This is a genomic window from Pseudovibrio sp. Ad26, from assembly GCF_001623285.1.
In the GTDB taxonomy this organism is placed as follows: domain Bacteria; phylum Pseudomonadota; class Alphaproteobacteria; order Rhizobiales; family Stappiaceae; genus Pseudovibrio; species Pseudovibrio ascidiaceicola.
Map to the genome: position 1 here is coordinate 111252 of NZ_LMCE01000008.1, position 21829 is coordinate 133080.

The following is a 21829-nucleotide window of genomic DNA, read 5'->3' on the forward strand; positions in this document are numbered from 1 at the left end:
AATATGAACACGCCAAACACACTCACAGTCAAAAACCTCAAAACCCACTTCTTCACCAAGGCAGGTGTTGTCAAAGCCGTTGATGATGTCAGTTTTTCAGTCAAACCCGGCGAAATCCTGGGCCTAGTGGGTGAAAGTGGCTCTGGCAAAACCGTTACGGGTTTTTCGCTCATCGGTCTGGTGGATGAACCAGGCAGGGTGGTTGGTGGCTCGATCCTCCTCAATGGAGATGATCTGGCCAGAAAAGACGAAAAACAGTGGCGCGAGCTGCGGGGCAAGAAGATCGCTATGATTTTTCAGGACCCCATGATGACCCTCAACCCTGTCCTGCGCATCGACACGCAGATGATTGAGGCCATTCAGGCCCACGAGGACATATCCAAACAAGCGGCCAGAGAACGCTGCCGTGAAGCGCTCGTCCGCGTCGGCATCGCTTCACCGGATGAACGCCTCACGTCCTACCCGCACCAGTTCTCAGGCGGCATGCGCCAACGCGTTGCCATTGCCATCGCATTGCTGCACGAGCCGGATCTGATCATCGCAGATGAACCAACAACAGCTCTGGACGTCACCATTCAGGCACAGATCCTCTACGAGGTCCGCAAACTGTGTTCCGAGACCGGCATGTCCCTCATCTGGATCACGCATGATCTGGCTGTCATCAGCGGTTTGGCAGACAGGATCGCCGTTATGTACGCTGGGCGGATTGTGGAGCAGGGCAGCATTGATGAAGTGCTGGACGCACCACTGCACCCCTACACCAAGGGCCTCATTGAATCTGTCCCAAGCCGAAACAAACGCGGCGCCAAACTCTACCAGATCCCCGGCATGACACCCTCTTTGCTCAACTTGCCCGCTGGTTGCGCCTTTTCCAGTCGTTGCTCGGCAAAACAGAGTGATTGTCTGGTCGCCACGCCAGAGATCACGCAGTTAGGAGAGGAAAGGCAAGTCCGTTGCTTCCATCCTGTAAAGCAGGAGGAAATGGCATGACGCTTCTGGAAACTCCGGTCATCGAGCTGCAAGGCGTCTCCAAGCGCTTCACCAAAAAGCTGGACCTTGCTGAGAAAACACTTCGTTTCTTCGGTTCCAGTCTTAAGGAGCAGGTGGTTCACGCGGTCGATGATGTCTCGCTCAGCATCGCACCGGGAGAGGTGGTTGGCCTTGTGGGCGAAAGCGGTTGCGGAAAATCCACGCTGGGCCGCGTGGTGGCTGGCATTCACGAGGCCAGCGACGGCACTGTTCAGTTCCACGGAGATAACGTGAAACAGCTTTCCGGAACAGATGCCAGAAACGCCCAGCTCAAGGTGCAGATGATCTTTCAGGACCCCATGTCCTCCCTCAATCCACGCAAACGGGTGAGTGATATCATCGGCGAAGCGCCCCGTGTCCATGGCCTAGTTTCAAAGGCAGACCTCTCAGACTACGTGGACCAGATGCTTCTCCGCGTCGGCTTGGATCCGGATTTCAAAACCCGTTATCCGCATCAATTCTCCGGCGGACAGCGCCAACGTATCGGCATCGCCCGCGCTTTAGCAGTTAACCCGGAATTTCTTGTCTGTGATGAGTCCATTGCAGCGCTTGATGTGTCCATTCAGGCGCAGGTCATCAATCTTTTCATGGACTTGCGGGCACAACTCGGCCTCACCTATCTGTTCATCAGTCATGACCTTGGCGTGGTGGAGCACCTCTCCGACCGTGTGGTGATCATGTATCTGGGCCGCGTAGTTGAGATCGCGAAAACTGATGAGTTATTTGCCAGACCAAACCACCCCTACACACAGGCCTTACTGCGCGAAGTCCCGCGTATTGATGCCCGCAAGCAGGTGTATGAGCCGATCAAAGGCGAAATCCCGTCACCACTGGCCCCACCAAGCGGATGTCATTTCCATCCGCGATGTCCATTTGCCACCAAACGGTGCACAGAGCAGCAGCCAACCCTGAGGGAAATTGCTCCCGGTCATGTCTCTGCCTGTCACCTCAATGATGCCTAGTTAAACCAAAAATATTTGAGAGAAACACATTGCCCCAATCCATCGAAAACGTGCTGAACATCCATCGACCCGCAGAACTGACCAACCCGCTGGTGGTGGACTCTCCTCATTCAGGAGAGATCTACCCGGCGGACTTCCGCCCTTGCGTACCCGCCAGCCGCTACAAATGTGCAGAGGACAGATACGTCCACGAACTCTTTGAAAAGGCGGCTGAAACTGGCGGAACCTACCTCGAGGCGCTCTTTCCTCGCATCTACATCGACCCAAACCGCCGCGCAGACAACATTGATCCGGCCACTATCAAAGGCTGGACACGAGCAGCAAAGCCCGATTTCCGCAGTAACCTCGGCAAAGGCCTCATCTGGACAGAAGCCCCACCCACCAGCGGTCCGCTTTATGACCGTGAACTGAGCGTTGCGGAGATCGGGAACCGCATAGATGCCTATTACACACCCTACTACGACGCACTCACGCGCCTGATGGAACAAGCCCATGCGCGTTTCGGTGTGGCCTATCACCTGGACTGCCACAGCATGCAGGCGGTCTCCACCGTCATGCACGAAACTGGAGCAGGCGAGAAGCGGCCAGACATCACCCTCAGTGATCGGGATGGTACCACCTGCGACCGCGAATACATCTACACAGCTTGGGAAATCCTCACGAACCTTGGCTATGAGGTGAAGATCAATGATCCCTACAAAGGCGCAGAACTGGTCATTCACACAGGCCGCCCCCAACAAGGTTGGCACTCCTTCCAGATCGAAGTCAGTCGTGGCCTCTACATGAGCGAAGTAACACTCGAAAAGTACCCAAACTTCAACAATCTCCAACAAGACCTGGGAGTCTTCGTGAACCGACTTTCCGAGTTCACAAAACAAAAAATCCAGCAGCCCGTTTAACTTAACAAACTTTGTAGAGCGGAACTAAGAGATATAGCGCGGCAATCATAATGGAAAAATATGGTGCACCCGATAGGATTCGAACCTATGGCCTCTGCCTTCGGAGGGCAGCGCTCTATCCAACTGAGCTACGGGTGCATATTGCCAGACAAGGATGCCCTTGAGATTTTTAGTCTTTACCTGATCCTTGACCGTGCTGCAATGCGCCAAATTCTTAGAGCACTCTTAAATGTGGAAAGTCCTTTGGGGAACTCCATAAATAGCGTCATCATCAGATTGATCTATCATACACGCTCATTTGATTATCTAGGAATTTAAGTAATTTTTAAAATATATTAAGTTGGAAAGACGTAAAATAATCTAAATAGTAGATTGTACTTGTGATGAATTCGAATTACGAAAGTAAAATATAAGAAATGCTGTATAAATAGAGGGTGATTAGCTTATTTCATTGTTTTGCGCATTATGATACATAAAGAGAAGAATTAAAAGAGTGATTAACTTGAATATTAAATTACTTGCAGCAGCCTCAATTGTTGTTGCAGGTATGTCAGTTTCAGCATTTGCTGGTGATATTGATGTTGTTGCAGACCAAGTTTGGTCCGGTGATATTGCAGCTGTAAAAACAGCAATTGAAGCTGATCGCACGCTTGTAACCGCTCATAACAGCGGTAACAGCTTTACGCTGCTTCATCTGAGCGCAATGAACGGTAACTTGAAAATTGCGACATACCTGCTTGAAAACGGTGCCGAAGTGAATGCGGTCGACGCAGACAATCTCACAGCTTTGCATCGCGCGTCTGCCAACAAAAACCAGAAAATTGTTGACCTGCTTAAAAAGCATGGCGCCACTCAGTAAGTTACTGGAGACGTGGACCTTTTTATAAAAAACAACCTATACTCAACCGTGTGGAGTATAGGTTGTTGGGAGGCGATTATTCAAAGGTTGATCCTATTCAATCAGATGAAACGTTTTCTAGCTGCTTTTTAGGATACCCAGTGGTGTCAGGTGGTTATCCCAGCTGACGCCAGCGCTCTGGCTGATAATCTGGGCCACACCATCCTCGGTTCCACCAAAGCTGATGGCACCGTTTCCGTCAGTAATCGCAAAGCTTTCCTCGTCCAGCGGAGCCACACCGCAGCCATCTGCAACCTGGTGGAACCCGATGAAGGACCGCTGCGCCACATCCCAGTACAGGATTTTGCCACCACGCGGACAGGAGGCTGCAATCACATCGCCGGATCGGTTCATCTCCACGCTGCCAACATAGTTCTGCAGGCCTTTTGTGAGCTCCAGAGGCATCTCCAGCGTCGTGGCAGCCTTATCAAGCCCCAGATGCACCATCAGCGGAGGCGTTGCATCCTTCGCGCCCTGAAACTGTCCACCAACCCACACATCACCATTGCCGTCAAAGCTCATGTGGCGCAGGGAAAGCTGGTGCAAGTCAGAACCCAGGGCCTGCTTGGCAAGCAAATCACCTGTTGCGGTGTCAATGAAAGCCACAGTGGGCTTCATCGTGTCCAGATTCAGCTTCTCACGCCCCATGTCAGGGTGAGTTTCAATCCCGCCATTGGCAACAACAAGCTGCGAGCCGTCCGGAGACATCAGCAAATCATGCGGACCAACGCCATAGCTCTCGAACTCGCCAATCCGCTTTGGCTGGTCACCAGAAACATCATAAACGCCGATCACACCGCGCACGTTGGCAAAGTCATTTTCCGGCGCATAAGCCAAACGGCCATCGGGGGAGAATACCCCGTGCCCATAGAAATGGCGATCTTCTGGTGAGGTGAAAACAACCGGCTCTCGGGCACCCGTCAGGTCCGCAAGCACCGCAAAAGTCTCGGGCCGCCGTGCAAACGAAAGCAGGCGCATAGAGTTGCGGTCAAAGGAAATGGCGTGCCCGCGATCCGGCAACGCTGTCTGGTACAGCACCTCGCCATCTTCGCTAAACACAGCAAGAGCATAACTGCCCGATGGCGTGCGTAGTGCACTGGCAAACAGTTGCAGGTCTGCGGCCTCAGTAAAAGGCAGGCCATTGGCAAAAGCCAGAGAACTGCTGGCACTTAAGGCAATACCAGAGGCAGCAAGGCCGGTTAAAAACTGCCGTCTGCTCAGAGCAAGGGGCTTAGTCGCCATCAAGCGCATTAAAGCCTCCTGCAAGGCCAACATAGCCAGCAAGGTCTTCTGCCATCACAATCTTGATGCCATCGATAATGGTGATGAGATAACGCAGTTGCTCGCGCACCTCTGGCTCTTTGCCAGTGTCCTGAAGTGGTTTTGGCAAGTTCGCAAGCACACGCTGCGCATTAGAAAACTCAAAGTTCAGCGAGCTTTCCACCCAGTCCTGCTCGTCTTCCAGCACCTTCGCGTAGCCACCTGCATTCAAAGCGCCTTGCAAACCCGCAAGGCTGGCTGAAAGGTAAGTGACAGCATTACCGCTGCGGGCAAAGGGAGCCTTCTTTGGATTGGCTTTCTTCTCGGTCTTGCCAAGCACAACAAGCAGATACTGGTCTTTGTCGACAATCAGACCCGTGGTGATGGCATTGAACACCATCTCCGCAGCTTCTTTGTGGGTGTGCACCACACCACCATCTTTGGTTGGTTCCAGAAGCACCTTGGAAAAACCGTCAGGATCAGACCATTCGGCTTCAAGTTCCAATCCGGCACCAACCAGATTGATGCTGATGCTCTCGGCATAATCGCAAAGGTAAACAGCGTCCTTGCCAGAACCAAGCGTCAACGTGCCATCACTGGCGTAAGAGATGCGTTCAAGAGCAGTCAGCCCTTGCAAGGCAACGCTTTTGACAGAAAGGGAAGCGGGATCGCGAACAGTAGGATCCTGCTTGGCAACCACCTTGTTGATCTGGCGGCGAACCACACCGCGACTGTCCGGCAAAAAGGCGAGGCGTTGAGCAAGGTTGTCCTGCGCCATTGGCCCATAGCGTAAAAAGTCAACGCCAGCGAGTGCGGCAACGGATTTGCTGAAAGCCGCATTAAAGGCAGTGGTGCTTTCAGTCGTGGAACTGGTGCACAAATCACCAGTCCGTTTCTCAAGATTGGTCAACGCGCTGGCAAGCTGTTTGGTCGCCGGGCGAATATACTGCTCTACGCTGGAGCGCGGGAACTGAGCATAGTCAGTGGTATCTGCCGCAAAAGAGGGCGTAGAGACAACAATTGCCGAGGCAATGGCCAGGCTGAGAGTGACAGCACGCTTAAACTGCATCAAAGAGACTCCAGGAACCGGATCAGATTAGCTCGATCCTTAGCAGGCATTTCAACTACACGGGTTTTGGCAGCTTCTGCTTCACCGCCGTGCCACAGCACAGCTTCCAGCAGGCCACGTGCACGTCCATCGTGCAGGAAGAACCTGTGATTATTGACAGTTTCTGTCAGTCCAATACCCCAAAGCGGCGGTGTTTTCCATTCATTTCCGCTGGCAGAACCTGTTGGACGACCATCAGACAAACCTTCGCCCATATCGTGCAACAGCAGGTCTGTATAAGGCCAGATCAGCTGGAACTGATGCTCCGGGTTTTCAGCTGTGCGGCTGGTGACATATTTAGGCGTATGGCAGCTTGCACAGCCTGTCTCGTAAAATACCTTTTTACCAGCAAGCACTTGGGCGTCATTCGCATCACGACGCGCTGGCACGGCAAGGTTTTGAGAATAGAACACCACAAGGTCCAGAACCGGGTCAGGCGCTTCTGAAACACCAAGATGCGCCTGCTCGCCATGCGCTTGCTCAAAGCACGCAGTCTGGGCTTCGGTGCAGTCTCCATAATTGCGCAGGTCATACGGTGTCGAAATGCCGATATCGCCTGCAAAAGCGCCAGCAGATTGAGATTGCACGGTCGCGTTCAGGGCTTTCCAGCCAAAGCGGCCAACCTGCTTGGTGTCAGGGTCTGCAGGGTTCACCCAGCTTACACGGCCAGAAATGCCATCATCGTCGGCATCCTCCGGATCAGCCTGAGAGGTGATGTCGGTGTCTGCAATCGCTTCCAGCAGGCCAAGGCCAATCATTGGCGGCGCAACACGAGCCGAAATCAGCGCATGTTCAGACATCGGTCCATAAGCCAGGTTTTCAATGGTGTAGGTCGGTTTGCGTAAAGAGGCTGTCTCACCTTCAGAAAGATCAATCTTGATCTCTTCATAGGTGATTTTCATCTCGCCTTCTCCGGGAACGCCAGGCACGCCAAAGTTCTGCAGCTGGCCACCATAGGTCGGCTCGGGAAGGAGAGGCACTTCACCGCTCTCAATCAGAGCCCGCTCTTCCGGCGTGGAAGGGGTAACTGAGAGGCGCATGAAAATGGAAACTGGGCGTTCGTCATCAACCGGCGGGCGACCACGCCCTGCTTTCGGGTGACAGCTTTCGCAGGCGCGAGCGTTAAACAGAGGGCCAAGACCATCAGAGGCGCGCGTAGAACTTGGGGTCGACACCCAGAACTTTTGGAACAGGCTCTCACCCAGACGGAAGTCCTGATGCTGCTCGAAAGGGAGGTTGGCACTTGGGTAGGTAAAGACAGCGCGATTGAGAGGCTTCCGGGTCGTTGTTTTTCCCGCTTGCATCAACTCAAAATTTTCAGCTTTGGAGAAATCAGTCGGCGCCTTCAAAACCCGGCTGACTTTCGCTTTATCCCCGTCACTGAGGTCGGCTCGCTGGTTCACATCAACAGCAGAAGCGGCGGGAATGAGGAAGCTGGTAAAAGCGGCGGTAGTGGCTATCACTCCTGCACGACGGCGAAGTGTGGCTGGAACCATTCCTGGCATAACGGGTGCCTGTATTTACATAGGCCTTCGCAAAAACGCTAAAACACGCAAATGAACGCACATAACAACGCAAACAAAAGGCGAGGGGGATAAGTCCCGCACGAGGTGTCTCGTGCGGGACTGGATATCTTATTCGAATACTGCAGAAGGGTTGTCGAGGCTGTCGGAGCCTTCGAATGCAATATTTTCCAGCTTCAGCACCTGAACAGCACGCTGAATGGAAGATGTCTGGTCAACCAGGCTATCGATAGCAGCCTGTACCACTGCGTTACCCTCTGTGTTTCCTTCACCAATCATCTGGTCGTAGGATTCAGTGGTTTCAGCGCGGGTTTTCATGGCTGTAAAGGTGCCGAGGGAAGCATTCAGCTTGCCTTCCAGCTCAGTTGAAACAGCGGAATCTGCCTTTGCAAGCAAGTCCTTAAGGGAAGCGCCCTCAACAACAGAACCGTCAACGCGGGTGTATTTACCCTGGAATACGTTGTTGATGCCAACCACGTCGTTGTAGTGGGACATGTGGGTGTTGTCAGAGAAGCAATCATGCTCTTCTTCAGGATCGTTCAGCATCAGGCCAAGCTTCATGCGCTCACCAGCCAGTTCACCATAAGACAGGGAACCCATGCCGGTCAGGATGGTTGCGATGCCTGCAGCTTCGCCTTTGTCAGCCAGCTCTTTACGTGCTGCGCCGTCGGTTTTCCATGCTGCAACCATCTCTTCCAGATCGGTGATAAGCAGCTTCGTTGCAGCCTGAAGGTAGTCTGCACGGCGCTCACAGTTGCCGCCGGTGCAATTTGCAGTGTCGAAGTCAGAAGCAGGACGGTTGCCAGCACCTTTCCCCGTTCCGTTCAAATCTTGTCCCCACAGCAGGAATTCAATTGCGTGGTAACCGGTCGCAACGTTTGCTTCCACTTCACCAGCTTCCTGAAGCTGTTCAGCAAGCAGGGCAGGTGTAATTTCGGTTGCGTCGATTTCTTCGCCAGCAACGGTCAATTTAGTGTTTGCAATGATGTTCGCTGCGTAAAATGGGTTCTCTTCGGACTCATTGCCGTAAGCACCATCAACGTAATCGATCAGACCTTCGTCAAGCGGCCAAGCGTTGACCTTGCCTTCCCAGTCATCAACGATCGCGTTACCAAAGCGGTAAACTTCTGTCTGCTGGTATGGGTTACGAGCTGCAATCCATGCGCGGCGTGCGGCCTTCAGGTTGTCTTCAGTTGGCTCTGCGACAAGCGCGTCCACTGCACCCTGAAGGGTCTTCGCAGTTGTCAGAGAGTCTTCAAACGCTGCCTGGGCAATATCGCCGTAGGTTGCAAGAACGTCAGAAGGAGTTGCAGCGACAGCAACAGTAGAAAGGCTGCCGAGTGCTACAGTGCCGAGCAAAGCGCCACGGATAAAGCTCATTGTAATCCCCTTAAATGTGCAGTGAATTCGCCTCGCGCTGCGAGCGGAAAATCCGGGCTGCACGAATTCAGTTTGCAAATGTTGTCACGCCCTAAAGCGTGAGAAAACTGCGGCTATTTCATATTCCTGACTATTGTTGTCAAGTTTAAAAACGTGCACTTTCAGTAATTTAGAGTTTTTCTAAATATGAGTTTCAGTTGCAACTTATTGTCATTAAAAGCTTTTCCGCACTTTTGCAGTTGCAAATCATTCGCATAAATAAATGGGATAATATCGTGAAAATACGCGAATCCACCGCTCAACTGTTACCGTTTGTTTGGCATATCTTGACTTCGCAGCACCTATGCGCTCTTACGGAACCTTCTTCAGGTACATTGCATTTAATTGGCATCAATCAGCCAGTCTGTCTGCACCAACAACGATAAGAACAGGGTATGGCAGCTCGATTAAACACGCTTGCTCAATTGATACTTCGTGGCTGGAAAGCAAACGCATTTCGCTTGCTGCTGGTTCACTATGCCTTCGTTTTTCTCGGTGCAGTTGCAATCACACCTATTGTTGCTGGTATCGGCAACTTCGTTATTGGCCTTTCCGGCAATGCGGTGCTGGCCGATTATGAGATCGCGTCTTTCTTTCTGTCGCCGATTGGACTGCTCGGTGCATTCTTCTTTGTCGTCGTCTTCATCGCCATGGCACTGCTTGAGCAGGTCGCTCTGCTCGCGGTGCTGGACAGGCAGGAAAGCGCGTTCCCTGCTGCACGTAATGCTCTGTTCTCAACGCTCAGCATGTTCCCCCGCCTTGGTATGTTTACATGGCGGCTGACACAACGCTTAGTGATGGCAATGATCCCAGGTCTTGTCATTATCGCACTGAGTATACTGATCTTTTTGCAAGAGCATGACTTCAGCTACTATCTCCAGTTTCAACCCGTTGAGTTCTGGATGGCTGCCTTCTTCATCGGAATTGGAGTGGCACTGGTTATCGTTATGCCACTCTACGCGATCCTCGTCTGGGGGCTGTCTTTGCCGCTCGTGGTGCTGAGAGATCATCCTGTTGGCTCCGCTTTTTCGCGGGCCCGGTTCCTCTCACGTGGCCTCCGCCCTGTCTTTGCAGGTGCCGTCTCGCTGTGGTTGCTTCTGGACATCCTCATCCATGCGTTCTTCCTGATCTCGCTGGAACTGATCGGCTCCTACGCCATTTCGTTTGGGGAGAACTCCCCCGAGACATTGGCAGCGATCTTGGGCAGTCTCGTCGTGCTCCTGTTGGTGGGCAACACGCTGATCAGTGGCGTGATGTCTGGCACTATGGCGTTGCTTTTCAAGGCAGCTTTGTTCGTTGCCGATGGAAAAGGGCACACGTTTTCTGAGGTGCCGCATACGCCAAAGCTGGAGAGTAAGTGGGCCAACCCACTGACACCTATGCGCCTTGCCGCTCTCATTGGAGTGGTCGGAACCATCGTGGTGCTGACAGGGACGTATTGGGTCTCAGCCGATCTGCCACAAAAAGATGTCCTGATCATCGCCCACCGCGGGGCCTCCGCCCACGCGCCGGAAAACACCATAGCCTCGTTGGAGCGAGCAATTGAGGACAAAGCCGACTGGATTGAGGTCGATGTTCAGGAAGCTGCGGACGGCTCCGTGGTCATCGCCCACGACAGCGACTTCATGCGCCTCATCAGCAAGCCAGCCAATGTTTGGGATCTGACACTGGAAGAAATCCAGTCTCTCGATGTGGGCGGATGGTTTGGAATGGAGTTCCAGGGCGAGCGCGTCCCAACGCTTCGTGAGGCGCTTGAGATTGTGAGGGGGAAGGCAGTTCTCCTCATTGAGCTCAAATATTATCCCCGCAGCCGCAACGAACACCTCGAAAACGAGGTCGCCCGCATCATCACGCAGGCTGACATGGAAAACGACATAGCAATCATGTCGTTAGAACGATCAGCCCTCTCTAGAATGCGAAAATTAGAACCAAATTGGAACATCGGCCTTCTTACCGCCACATCTATCGGTAATTTCTCCGAACTCAAAGGAAACTTCGTAGCCGTCTCCTCCACCTCCGCCTCTTTGAACTTCATCAGAAGAACACAAGAGACCGGTAAGCAGGTTTTCGTCTGGACGGTTAACAATCCGTCTACCATGTTGCGCTACATCTCCATGGGCGTAGATGGAATTATCACGGATGATCCTGCACTGGCGCGTAACACCCTGGAAGAATATAAAGAAATGAACCAGTTCGAGCGGTTATTACTTCATACTTCTGTCCTGTATAATCTGAGCTTGAACTGACACTTAGACCGTAAGAATCTAGTATATGCCGTATCTTCTAGTAGTGTTTATGGGCGTGTTGCTGACTGCCCTCTCGATGACCAATTCTGCGACTTCCAAGCCGCCAGTATTGCTGCTGGGAGACCGCAACACCGTCAATGCGATCGTTGCTGAGGTTAATCTCCCCGACGACCGCCGCGGCCTCGTGCATGTCATTTTGGAAGATGCTCGCGTCAAAGCAGAGCGCCTGGATAGCCCAATTCTGCCGATTTCTGCCAGTGCTGAACCTCTCGTGGAGCTTCCTGCTGACAAGTTTTCACTTGAGCAATTGGATGTCGAAACGCGCAGTGAGCTCGTTGAAGTTCTCGATGAAGATCAAATGTCCGAGTTGCATCGCGCAATAGAAGTCGTTTTGGCGAGTACTGAAACCGTTAGCGTAGATTAATCTGAAATACTACGCTATCTACCTGAAGTAACAGGTCTATTACCCATCGTCTTCGTTATCGTCCGGAATAGCAAGATCCACCGCTCCTCCTACGACACTTGTTCCAACCTTTGCAGTTGTTGTTACTGCAGTTGTAGCAACAGAGACCGCAGCCCCTCCGACTGAAACCACGGCACACCCCGAAATTCCGAGTAATACTGCAAAGATACTGGCTGTTATCGCGGTAAGTTTCATTCATTCCCCTCAAAAGACTGTCGTGAACCTCTTCAAAGGTCACCTATTTCATTTAAATTTGAGGGGTAGGAATTACGATTTCCCTACTTAATCCCTGCGCGCATGAAGCTCTGCACAAATTGTCTCTGAAACAGCAGGAAAGCGATCAGCAACGGGCCTGATGTCATAAGTGTCGCCGCGTTGATAACGCTCCATTCCACACCACCATCAACCGCAGCAAAGATAGAGAGCCCAACCGTAACAGGGCGCGTCTCTACCGAGTTGGTGATGATCAAAGGCCAGAGGAAATTGTTCCAGTGGTGGCTGACCGAAACAAGCCCGTAAGCGAGGTAGGTCGGAATTGCCAGCGGCACGTAAACCTTCCAGAGCACGAGTAGCGGACCAGCACCTTCTACCCGCGCAGCCTCGTCCAGCTCACGTGGAATGGTCTTAAACGTCTGGCGTAGCAAGAAGATCCCAAATCCAGACGCCATATAGGGGAGGCCAATCGCTACGATTGTGTCTATCAGGCCCAGATTTCGGATCATCTTGTAGTTCTCGACAATCAGAATATCCGGCATCACAAGCAGCTGTAAAAGCACCAGAGTGAACAGGATGCTCGAGCCGGGGAACTCAAAGCGTGCAAAGGCATAAGCCGCGAGTGTGCCCAAGACAAACTGTGCAATCAAAATGATCGTCACCAGCATGGTCGTGTTCAGGAAGTATTGAGCAAACGGAGCTGCTGACCATGCTTTAGTGAAGTTCTCCAGTGTAAGCGGGGCAAACAGTTCAAAGTTTGCCTCGTAAGCTGCAGGATGAAACGCCGTCCAGATCGCGTAAAGCAACGGCAATGCCCAGAGAATAGCGAGTGTCCATGCCCCGAAGGTGTTGAGAGCACGATCAAAATCGAACTGACGTGGACGGGCTGTTTCAACAGTGTTGGAAAGAGATAAGTCGCTCATCTGTAATGCACCCGACGATCCATAAAGAAGAATTGGCCGATCGCGATGATCGAGAGAATAGCCAGCATCACGACAGTCAGCGTGGCGGCATAAGAGGTTTGCCAGTACTTGAAGGCGACCTCATAAATATAAAAGAGCAACAAAGACGAAGCGTTATCTGGCCCTCCACCTGTCATGGTGAAGATGTGATCCACCAGGCGGAAAGAGTTGATAACAGCGTTGATAGATACGAACAAAGTTGTTGGCATGAGCAGCGGCCAGGTGATTTTCCAGAAGAAGGTCCAGCGGCTCGCCCCTTCAATATCGGCAGCTTCTTTGTAAGAGGGAGGGATAGCTTGTAAGGCAGCCAAGTAGAAGATCATGAAGAACCCGGCTTCTTTCCAGATAGTCACAACCATCATGCAGATCAGTACAGTTTCCTGCTGGCCAAGCCATGAGTTCTCGGGGAGGCCGAAAACACCCATGCGTAGCTGGTCGATCAAACCAAAGCCCGGCGTATAAAAGAACAGCCAGATATTTGCGACCGCGATCAGAGGCAACACAGTGGGCGCAAAGAACGACATGCGCACAAGGCTGCGCCCTTTCAGCTTGTCATTCACCCAGATTGCCATCAACAGAGAGATGCCGATGGAAGCTGGAATGGTTGCCATCGCATACCAAAGGTTATTGACCAGCACTTTCCAGAAGGTTGGGTCCGCCATTAGCTCTTCGTAGTTCCGCAGCCCTACGAACTTGGCAGGTCTGCGCCCACGAGGCGTGGAGAAGAAACTATTGATGATGGTGGTGATGGCCGGGAAGTGGGTGAACGCGAACAGCATCACCATTGCTGGTGTCAGCAACAGCCACGCGTAAATCCACTGCATACGTTTGGTCATCTGGTAACCTCTTGGAAAATGCTGGAGCGAAGCGCAGCAGAACTGCGCCTCGCTGGATCACGTGAAATCAGAGTGGCTTAGCGGTATTCAGAGAGAATACGGTCTGCTTCTGCCTGAGCACTTTTCAGGGCTTCTTCCGGTGTTTTCTTGCCGGTGATCGCAGCATGCAGTGCATCGTTGAAGATACGGGTGACACGCTGGTTCTGGTATGTGGAGAGTTCTGCAACCGCGTGGTTCAGCTGCTCACGAGCAACCAAAGCAGGTGGGAAGTCAGCTGCATAAGCCTTCATCTCATCAGTTTCCCAAGCGGCTGGAGACGGCGCAACATAACCTGTTGCCATCGACCATTTAGCAGCCTGCTTTGGAGCGGTGATCCACTTCACGAAGTCAACGGAAGCTTTCTTCTGCTCATCACTGGAATCTTTAAAGATGTAGAAGTTACCGCCACCAGTAGGTGCGCCGCGACGTTTGTTTGCTGGCAACATAGCAACGCCGAAGTCGAACGGTGCGTTATTGCGTACGTTGGTTAGGTTGCCAGTTGAGGTCCACATCATAGCGGTGTTGCCTTCGAAGAATGCCTTCGGAGTTGCACCCCATTCGATGATACCGGGAGCCATCACGCCATGCTTGCCAGAAAGGTCGACAAGGTACTGCAGAGCTTCAACAACCTTTGGGTCGTCAAAGTTGGTCTTGTTGCCATCAGCGTTTGCCAGAATAGCGTCGTTCTCGGTGGTCAGGCCCTGGAACAGCCAGTAAGGGAAACCAGAGGAAGGAATACGCACACCCCACTGGGTCACGTTGCCGGAAGCGTCTTTCTTGATCAGCTTCTGGCCCATGGAAACCATCTCTTCCCATGTTGCAGGTGCTTTTTCTGGATCCAGACCCGCCGCCTTAAAGGCTTCCTTGTTCCAATAGAGAACCGGAGTAGAGCGTTGGAATGGAATACCGTAAGTCTTTCCGCCAGTCTGCGAGTTCTCCATGAAGGCAGGGTAGAAGCTATTCAGCCACTTCTTGTCTTCATCTGAGTTAGCAACATCATCAAACGCAATGATCACGTCTTCATCAATGAGAGTGAACATGTCGACTGACAGGATCACGGAGAGCTGTGGAGGGTTGCCGCCACGCGCTGCGGTCAGAGCTTTGGAAACAGTATCCTGATAAGAACCCGCATAAACAGCATTGATATTCACGTCAGGATGAGCAGCCGCATACTCTGCTGTCAGCTCTTCAATTGTTGTTGCGGCCGTACCGCCAACAGCCACAGGAAAATAGAATTGCAGATCAACCGCATGAGCGCTGATCGCAGTACCAAGGGATAGAGCAGCGGCAGAAGCTGCCAGACCTAAAGACTTGAAAATGGATTTCATAGGTTTATATCCTCAAATTGCCCTAGTAATTGGGGCACTCCAATGCGCTGATGCGCGTTTTTCAAGCCGGCTCGAATTGCACCTCGACCGGCTTGAATTCTTCCCGGCGTTTGCCGGTATCTCGCTGAAAACTTGCAGGAATTTCTTCATCCCAGGTCAGGCCAATGTTCTGCCCCGGGCTTAAGTCAGTGCTGCCTTTCACGCGAACGAGCAACTTTTCACCACCGACAGAGCAGTTAGCCAACGTATCTGCTCCCATGTATTCAAGGCTCAACACTTGGGCGGGAACACCGTTTTCACCAGTTAATCTGATGTCCTCTGGACGCAGGCCTAATAGACATCCCTCAGGCGCATCAGGCAGCAAAGACTGAGCAGTGGTGGGGGTAACAGCACGAACTCTGTCCAGCTCCACGATGTTCATCGGAGGCACGCCAATGAAACGCGCTGTAAACACACTGGCAGGGCGCTCATAGATGACTTTCGGTGTTGCGACCTGCTCAACTTTGCCCTTGTTCATCAGCACCACCTGATCCGCCATGGTGATAGCCTCGGTCTGATCGTGGGTTACGTAAACCATCGTCAGGCCAAGCTGCTGCTGCAGTGCTCTCAGCTCAACGCGCATTTCTTGCCGCAGCTTTGCATCAAGGTTGGAGAGCGGTTCATCCATCAGGCAAACAGGCTTTTGAGAAACGATGGCACGTCCAAGAGCAACCCGTTGCTGTTGTCCGCCAGAAAGCTGCGACGGCTTTCGGTCCAGCAACTGAGAAATACCGAGAAGATCGGCTGCAGTCTTCAACCGCTCATCCCGCTCCGCTCTTCCTACTTTGCGCACCTTCAGGCCAAACAAAATGTTCTCCGCCACAGAGATATGCGGAAAGAGTGCGTAGTTCTGGAACACCATGGAGATGTCGCGCTGGGCGGGGGAATGATAAGTTACATCCCGCCCGCCTATTGTGATTTGCCCGGAAGTTGCCTCTTCCAACCCGGCAATCAAGCGCAACGTCGTGGATTTGCCGCATCCACTGGGTCCCAACAGAACCGTAAAACTTCCACCATCCACGGACAGGTTGACATTGTTGACTGCCGTTGAATCTCCCCAGGACTTGGTCAGGTTTGAAAGTTCTAGGCGAGCTGGATGGTTCAGGTTGCTCATAGAGTAGGCTCCTGTTTGCAGATCACGAGCTCTGCAGATGACTTCTCAATTATTGAAAGGATTGAAGCTGGCGGGGTTTCTTCGCAAAAGATCTTTGTGACGTCAGTCAGGAAGCCAGCACGCACATGGGCGAGGCGACCAAACTTAGAATGGTCTAGAACAAGAAAGGATTGACGGCAGTTTGCCAAGATGGCCTGACGAGCTGCAGCTTCGTCCTCGTTGAAGTCTAGAAGGGTGCCATCACTGTCCACGCCAGCAACGCCAAAGATGCCGACGTCGAACTTATAGTTTCTGAAGAAACCTTCCGCGCTTGAACCAAGAACGTCCAGATCGCCATGGCGCAATCGACCTCCGGCAATCGTAACTTCGCTGGAAGTGTTCCGCAGCGCTGCAATCGCTACGTTCATGTTGTTGGTGAAGATCTTCAATCCCTCGTGGGTATCAAGAGCTTCTGCAACAATTTCAGGCGTTGTACCGATGGAAAAAGCAAGTGTTGCGCCATCGTCGATGTACTCAGCGACGGAGTACCCAATTGCGTTCTTTGCCTCAAGATTAAGGATTTTTCGGGCCTTGTAGGTGATGTTGCCCCGGTTCGCCGGAACCTCCACACCACCATGAACCCGCCTCAATAACCCCAGTTCGCTCAAGCGATTTATGTCTCGGCGGATCGTCTGGGTGGTAACCGCAAACTGCTCCGACAACGAGTCCACACTCGCGAAACCATTGGAACGCACGAGAGAGATAATCTCTGATTGTCTTGTACTGAGCGCTGTTTCCATCACAAAAGTCTGCTTCAATCTGCAAATATGCTGTTCATATGAACGTCTACTATGTTCATATGAAACTTATGTGATATCTCAGACTAATAAAAGTGAAGCTTGTTTTGATTGGTTTTTTAGGTACTTATACCGACTCACATATGCAAAAAAGCGCGTCCTGTTAGCAGAACGCGCTCCAAATCACCCAAATTTAAACAAGACTCAGGTGAGCTGAGTGAAGAATTTTAAGCGAGCCTTATGGGCTTCTGCGATGTGGTGGCGTGCAGCTTTATCAGCACGGTCACAATCCCGCTTGGAAATTGCATCCACAATCTCTGCATGCTCTTCAATCGCCAGACGACGACGATCATCATCGGTCAGGGTTGTGCCTGCCAGCAGCAGCAAAGATAGACGCATATGGTCAATTTGCTCAACCAGATAGCGGTTGTGGGATGCGAGATAGAAGCGGCGATGGAACTCGCGGTTGGTCTTGATCAAGCGCTCTGCATCGGCAAGGTTCTGCATGTCGGATTCGACCATTTCTTGAAGAATCTCGATTTCAGCACTTGAGGCATGCTGCGCAGCCAGTCGACCCGCAGTCCCTTCCAGCACTTCACGTAGGTAGTACAGTTCGCTGATCTGGTTGTGGTCCAGACTAGGAATGACCATGCCGCGGTTTGGTTCATGAACGGCAAGTCCTTGCGCTTCAAGGCGCTTCAGGCCTTCCCGGATAGGTGTACGACTGACGCCGAATTTCTCTGCCAGTTCTGCTTCACGCAAGCGACTGCCGGGTTTCAGTTCACGGCTCTCAATCGCTTTAATGAGACGGCGGTAAATCTCAGCTCCGTTGGGTGAATTGGCAGTCACATCTTATTCCCGGGATTAGTAAAGGCTCAGTTTGTAGCTTCTACATGCCAGCCTTCTTAAGGACGGGCAGGGCCACATAGGGGTCCTGCCAGTTTCTGCATCAAATTTCAATCAGGCATAGCACAGCCTAGTTAATAACTAGCATGCCTAAGTTGTATCTAGCTTACGCGCCACCAGCAGGCCAAGGGCCGTGGAAGCCAGAGCCTTCTTTGTCCGTACGTTCAAAGCCGTGCTGACCGAAGAAGTCACGCTGACCTTGAATCACGTAGGCAGCAGTCCGCTTCTGACGGATCATGTCAAACGAACCAAGCGCTGCTGAAAGAGCAGGTGTTGGTACGCCGTTGGTGATGCTCAGGCTCAGCATATCGCGCAGACCAGGAACAGCATCTTTCATACGTTCAGCAATAGCAGGAGCCAGGTAGAGAGATTTCAGGTCAGGATTTTGGTCATATGCCTGCGCAATCTCATCCAGGAAGCGTGAGCGGATAATACAGCCCTGACGCCAGATGCGAGCAATGTCACCCATTGGCAAATCCCAGCCGTTTTCCTTGCCGCCAGCAGCCAGCACAGCAAAGCCTTCAGCATAAGCCGCAATCTTACCAGCGATCAGTGCGCGCTCACAGGCGTCGATGCCTTCCTGCTTGATTTCCCAAGTCAGAACTGCATCAGACTGCGGGTAAAGCTCTGCAACTTCCTGACGGAGTGCACGGCTTGCAGACATACAGCGAGCTGCAACAGCTGCATCAATACCAGTTGCCGGAACGCCAAGCATATGTGCTTCAACAGCGGACCAGCGACCAGTACCTTTTTGGCCAGCAGTATCCAGAATAACATCCAGAATTGGCTTGCCGCTCTCTTCATCAATCACACCCATGACGTTTGCGGTGATCTCAATGAGGTAAGACGCCAGCGGGCCTTCATTCCACTTGGAGAAGATCTCGGCTTGTTCCTGAATGCTAATGCGAAGTGTCTCGGTTAGCACCTCGTGAACTTCAGCGATCATCTGCATGTCGGCATACTCAATGCCGTTGTGCAAGGTCTTCACAAAGTGGCCAGCACCTTCAGGACCCATCAAAGCAACACAAGGTTCGTCATTGTGCTTTGCTGAGATTGCTTTCAGGATAGGCTCGATACGCGCATAAGCGGCTTCAGAAGCACCAACCATGATGGATGGACCGAAGCGAGCGCCTTCCGCACCACCAGAAACGCCCATGCCAACAAAGGTGAATGGCGTGTCGGCCAGTTCTTTGTAGCGGCGGTTACTGTCGTGGAAGTCGCTGTTGCCTGCGTCAATCAGAATGTCACCGTCTTTCAGGTGGTCTTTCAGAACAGAAATCTGCTGATCAACTGGCTCGCCTGCCGGAACCATCAAAATGATAGGACGAGGGGCTTTGATGTTCGCTACCAGCTCTTCTGTGCTGTAGCACGGAATAAACATGTCTTTGAGGTGTCCAGCCTTCTCCATGAAAGCTTGGGTTCCCTCTGCAGTACGGTTGAATACCGCTACTTTATAGCCATTGTCTGCGATATTAAGAGCCAGATTGGCTCCCATGACGCCTAGTCCAACAAGGCCGATATCCGCCTGTGTCATCAATACTCTCCGCGCTGCAAGTGGTGCACAGACGCGCGCAACAAACCTAATCCAATAGCTAACTTGGCGATTGTATGCGCTTGTGCATCAGAAACTAGGTCTGTGGCATAGGTGAAAAACAGGTTTTTGCCAAGGTGAGAATAAGAAAATTCCGCAAAAGCCTAATAAAACTGCCGAAATAAAGCTTTTGCAGGATCTTCACTATTTCAGGTGCTTGGAAAGTACTTCTTTTGCCGCCGTTTCCAACGCCACCGCGGAAGCTTGCAGCTGGCTACGTTCCAACTCATCCAGACTTGGGAGGAGCGTAGCTTCAATACCGTCAGCACCCAGCACTCGCGGCACTGAAAGGGCTGTGTCCCTCACGCCGACGATCTCTTCATTGACGATGGAAAGGCTGATGACGGCGTGTTCATTTGTCACGATAGCCTTCACGATACGGGAGAGCCCTGCGCCAATGCCGTAGTTGGTTGCCCCCTTGCCTTCAATGATCGAATAGGCAGCGTAACGAACACCATGGTCGATACGGTCACGAACATCTTGGGTGATTGGCTTGTTGACCTGCTCTGCAAAGGTAAACAGCGGCGTATTACCAGCTTTGGCGCCAGACCAGACAAGCACTTCACTGTCACCGTGCTCACCAAGCACATCTGCATGTACCGACGTTGGCGTAATGCCCAGATGTTTACCCAGTAAAGTACGGAACCGTGCAGTGTCCAGAATTGTACCGGAGCCGATGACACGATTACGAGGCAGGCCAGAAATCTCCGTCGCAACCTGGGTCATGATATCAACCGGATTGGTTGCGATGATCAGGATCGCATTCGACGCATATTTCAGCACCTCAGGAATGACTTTCGCAAACACGCCAGCATTGCGTGCCAACAGCTCAATGCGGGTTTCACCAGGTTGCTGGTTAACACCAGCCGCAATCACGACAACGGCAGCGTCTTTCAAATCACTGTAATCACCACCAATAACACTCATCGGGCGTGCAAACGGGGTTGCGTGAAGAATATCTTCAGCTTGAGCAATAGCGAGTTTCGGATTGTAATCGACGAGTACAATTTCGTTGCCCACACCGTTCATGGCCATGGCGTAGGCTGCAGTACTTCCAACAGCGCCAACACCAACTACACCGATTTTCATAGGGCTATCCTTTTCTCGCCGTCTGCAGGGCATCCCGCCGGCTTTTTAATATTATGCCTGTTTCCTAGACAGTTGCTCTGGGGAATGCAATTCCCTCAAGCGTGACAGATCAGCTCTCATTCTTACTTCTGGCATTTAGGGCAAAAGAACGTTGAACGCCCATTTTGAACCTTCCGTTCAATGACGCCATCACACTTCAGTGTCCGACAAGCTTCTCCCTCGCGATCATAGACAGAAAAATTGTGCTGGAAATATCCGAGTGAGCCATCCGCTTGTCGGTGATCTTTCAAGGAAGATCCGCCGGATTTTATCGCTTCCTGCAAGACTTCCCGGATGTGATTGGAAAGCTCATCGGCCTTTTTGAGTGGCTTACCAGATTTGCCTGCAAGCGTGGATGCGCTGTTGAAGGGACTTAACCCCGTTCTCCAGAGTGCTTCACACACATAAATGTTACCCAATCCTGCAATGAACTTCTGATTGAGCAAAGCTGCCTTGAGAGAGGTTTTCCGGTTCTCAAACAGCTTGGCGAGGTAGGCTCCATCCAGTTCATTGCCGAGTGGTTCGATCCCCATATCGACAAACATCGGATGTGTTGCCAGCTCACTGCGTGGAATGAGCACCATAAATCCAAACCGGCGCGGATCATTGTAAATGATCTTTATGATCGTTTCCTGATCAGCTGGCCGAACATGGAAGATGACATGATCATGCTGAGGGTGCTTACCTTTTGCATGATACATTTCAACGGTTTGCGTTGGCTCTTGATCATCAGTCTCGATCCAGCGGAAGGAGCCCGACATGCCGAGGTGCATCACCAAAACATCACCGCTGTCCAGATCAAGTAGCAGATATTTTGCGCGGCGACTGAAGGAAACAACTCTGCGATTTTCCAGGCGATTTACAAAATCATCGCCAAAAGGAAAACGAAGATCAGGTCGGCGTTGTTCAACTCTGCAAATTGTTGCATTGTCAAAAAAAGGAGCTAGTCCGCGACGGACTGTTTCAACCTCCGGTAATTCAGGCATAAGATATCCGTTGGTACAGTGGTTTGCTGCTGGGCAAAGATTGCGTTCTAGAATAGCGCTTTGTAACAAGCTGTACTATGTTCGCCCGCGAAATGGAGTGATTT

Annotated in this window: 20 protein-coding genes and 1 tRNA gene; 6 read left to right on the top strand and 15 right to left on the bottom strand. The window is 52.0% G+C overall.

Annotated features, from left to right (window positions below; all coding sequences use genetic code 11):
* The first annotated feature begins 3 nt into the window (after positions 1 to 3).
* From PsAD26_RS02055 to PsAD26_RS02065, 3 genes are read left to right on the top strand one after another with little or no spacing between them, the layout of a single operon-like run.
* Positions 4 to 990 (top strand): ABC transporter ATP-binding protein, encoded by a 987-nt coding sequence (locus tag PsAD26_RS02055; protein ID WP_063309076.1) that lies wholly within the window; start codon positions 4 to 6, stop codon positions 988 to 990.
* Positions 987 to 1991, top strand: coding sequence for an oligopeptide/dipeptide ABC transporter ATP-binding protein (locus PsAD26_RS02060; protein ID WP_063300343.1), 1005 nt, complete (start codon positions 987 to 989; stop codon positions 1989 to 1991). Before PsAD26_RS02055 ends, PsAD26_RS02060 begins: the two co-directional genes overlap by 4 nt.
* Positions 1992 to 2020: 29 nt before the next feature.
* Entirely contained in the window at positions 2021 to 2890 is an 870-nt protein-coding gene (locus PsAD26_RS02065) for an N-formylglutamate amidohydrolase (protein ID WP_208985461.1), read from the top strand.
* Between the two features lie 61 nt (positions 2891 to 2951).
* On the opposite strand, the gene PsAD26_RS02070 is transcribed toward PsAD26_RS02065, so the two are convergent.
* A tRNA-Arg gene (locus tag PsAD26_RS02070) sits at positions 2952 to 3028 on the bottom strand.
* A gap of 364 nt (positions 3029 to 3392) precedes the next feature.
* Between PsAD26_RS02070 and PsAD26_RS02075 the strand changes: the two genes are divergently transcribed.
* Positions 3393 to 3749 carry an ankyrin repeat domain-containing protein gene (locus tag PsAD26_RS02075; RefSeq protein ID WP_153041439.1) on the top strand — a complete coding sequence of 119 codons (357 nt, stop codon included), beginning with the start codon at positions 3393 to 3395 and terminating at the stop codon, positions 3747 to 3749.
* Positions 3750 to 3866: 117 nt separating this feature from the next.
* Here the strand turns inward: PsAD26_RS02075 and PsAD26_RS02080 are convergent, their stop codons facing one another.
* From PsAD26_RS02080 to PsAD26_RS02095, 4 genes are all read right to left on the bottom strand, one after another.
* Positions 3867 to 5030 carry a DUF1513 domain-containing protein gene (locus tag PsAD26_RS02080; protein ID WP_063309163.1) on the bottom strand — a complete coding sequence of 388 codons (1164 nt, stop codon included), beginning with the start codon at positions 5028 to 5030 and terminating at the stop codon, positions 3867 to 3869.
* Positions 5020 to 6117: an imelysin family protein gene (locus PsAD26_RS02085; protein ID WP_063309078.1), complete on the bottom strand. Its 1098-nt coding sequence runs from the start codon at positions 6115 to 6117 to the stop codon at positions 5020 to 5022. The genes PsAD26_RS02080 and PsAD26_RS02085 overlap by 11 nt, the downstream gene beginning before the upstream one ends.
* Complete coding sequence (locus PsAD26_RS02090; protein ID WP_084403538.1) at positions 6117 to 7661, bottom strand: di-heme oxidoredictase family protein; 1545 nt, start codon at positions 7659 to 7661, stop codon at positions 6117 to 6119. Before PsAD26_RS02090 ends, PsAD26_RS02085 begins: the two co-directional genes overlap by 1 nt.
* A gap of 129 nt (positions 7662 to 7790) precedes the next feature.
* Positions 7791 to 9059, bottom strand: a complete 1269-nt coding sequence (locus PsAD26_RS02095) for an imelysin family protein (protein WP_063309079.1) — start codon at positions 9057 to 9059, stop codon at positions 7791 to 7793.
* Positions 9060 to 9493: 434 nt separating this feature from the next.
* On the opposite strand from PsAD26_RS02095, the gene PsAD26_RS02100 reads away from it, so the two are divergent.
* Both PsAD26_RS02100 and PsAD26_RS02105 read left to right on the top strand, forming a co-directional pair.
* Positions 9494 to 11344 (top strand): glycerophosphodiester phosphodiesterase, encoded by a 1851-nt coding sequence (locus tag PsAD26_RS02100; RefSeq protein WP_063309080.1) that lies wholly within the window; start codon positions 9494 to 9496, stop codon positions 11342 to 11344.
* 25 nt (positions 11345 to 11369) lie between these two features.
* Positions 11370 to 11768 (top strand): hypothetical protein, encoded by a 399-nt coding sequence (locus PsAD26_RS02105; protein WP_063309081.1) that lies wholly within the window; start codon positions 11370 to 11372, stop codon positions 11766 to 11768.
* A gap of 39 nt (positions 11769 to 11807) precedes the next feature.
* Here the strand turns inward: PsAD26_RS02105 and PsAD26_RS02110 are convergent, their stop codons facing one another.
* The 10 genes from PsAD26_RS02110 to mutM all read right to left on the bottom strand — a co-directional run bounded on the left by PsAD26_RS02110 (position 11808) and on the right by mutM (position 21725).
* Positions 11808 to 12002: a hypothetical protein gene (locus PsAD26_RS02110; protein WP_063309082.1), complete on the bottom strand. Its 195-nt coding sequence runs from the start codon at positions 12000 to 12002 to the stop codon at positions 11808 to 11810.
* Positions 12003 to 12085: 83 nt separating this feature from the next.
* Positions 12086 to 12943 (bottom strand): carbohydrate ABC transporter permease, encoded by an 858-nt coding sequence (locus tag PsAD26_RS02115; RefSeq protein WP_063309083.1) that lies wholly within the window; start codon positions 12941 to 12943, stop codon positions 12086 to 12088.
* Positions 12940 to 13818 carry a sugar ABC transporter permease gene (locus PsAD26_RS02120; protein ID WP_063309084.1) on the bottom strand — a complete coding sequence of 293 codons (879 nt, stop codon included), beginning with the start codon at positions 13816 to 13818 and terminating at the stop codon, positions 12940 to 12942. Before PsAD26_RS02120 ends, PsAD26_RS02115 begins: the two co-directional genes overlap by 4 nt.
* Before the next feature lie 77 nt (positions 13819 to 13895).
* Positions 13896 to 15185 carry an ABC transporter substrate-binding protein gene (locus tag PsAD26_RS02125; RefSeq protein WP_063309085.1) on the bottom strand — a complete coding sequence of 430 codons (1290 nt, stop codon included), beginning with the start codon at positions 15183 to 15185 and terminating at the stop codon, positions 13896 to 13898.
* Between the two features lie 61 nt (positions 15186 to 15246).
* Positions 15247 to 16338 carry an ABC transporter ATP-binding protein gene (locus tag PsAD26_RS02130; protein WP_063309086.1) on the bottom strand — a complete coding sequence of 364 codons (1092 nt, stop codon included), beginning with the start codon at positions 16336 to 16338 and terminating at the stop codon, positions 15247 to 15249.
* On the bottom strand, positions 16335 to 17117 hold the full coding sequence (locus PsAD26_RS02135; protein WP_063309087.1) for a DeoR/GlpR family DNA-binding transcription regulator: 783 nt from the start codon (positions 17115 to 17117) through the stop codon (positions 16335 to 16337). The genes PsAD26_RS02130 and PsAD26_RS02135 overlap by 4 nt, the downstream gene beginning before the upstream one ends.
* A gap of 201 nt (positions 17118 to 17318) precedes the next feature.
* A complete protein-coding gene (locus PsAD26_RS02140) occupies positions 17319 to 17963 on the bottom strand; it encodes a GntR family transcriptional regulator (protein ID WP_057463095.1) in 645 nt (214 codons plus the stop codon).
* Between the two features lie 163 nt (positions 17964 to 18126).
* Positions 18127 to 19554, bottom strand: coding sequence for an NADP-dependent phosphogluconate dehydrogenase (gene gndA, locus PsAD26_RS02145; protein ID WP_063309088.1), 1428 nt, complete (start codon positions 19552 to 19554; stop codon positions 18127 to 18129).
* A 201-nt stretch (positions 19555 to 19755) separates the two neighbouring features.
* A complete protein-coding gene (locus PsAD26_RS02150) occupies positions 19756 to 20700 on the bottom strand; it encodes an L-lactate dehydrogenase (RefSeq protein ID WP_063309089.1) in 945 nt (314 codons plus the stop codon).
* A gap of 122 nt (positions 20701 to 20822) precedes the next feature.
* Positions 20823 to 21725 (bottom strand): bifunctional DNA-formamidopyrimidine glycosylase/DNA-(apurinic or apyrimidinic site) lyase, encoded by a 903-nt coding sequence (mutM, locus tag PsAD26_RS02155; protein WP_063309090.1) that lies wholly within the window; start codon positions 21723 to 21725, stop codon positions 20823 to 20825.
* Positions 21726 to 21829: the final 104 nt, after the last annotated feature.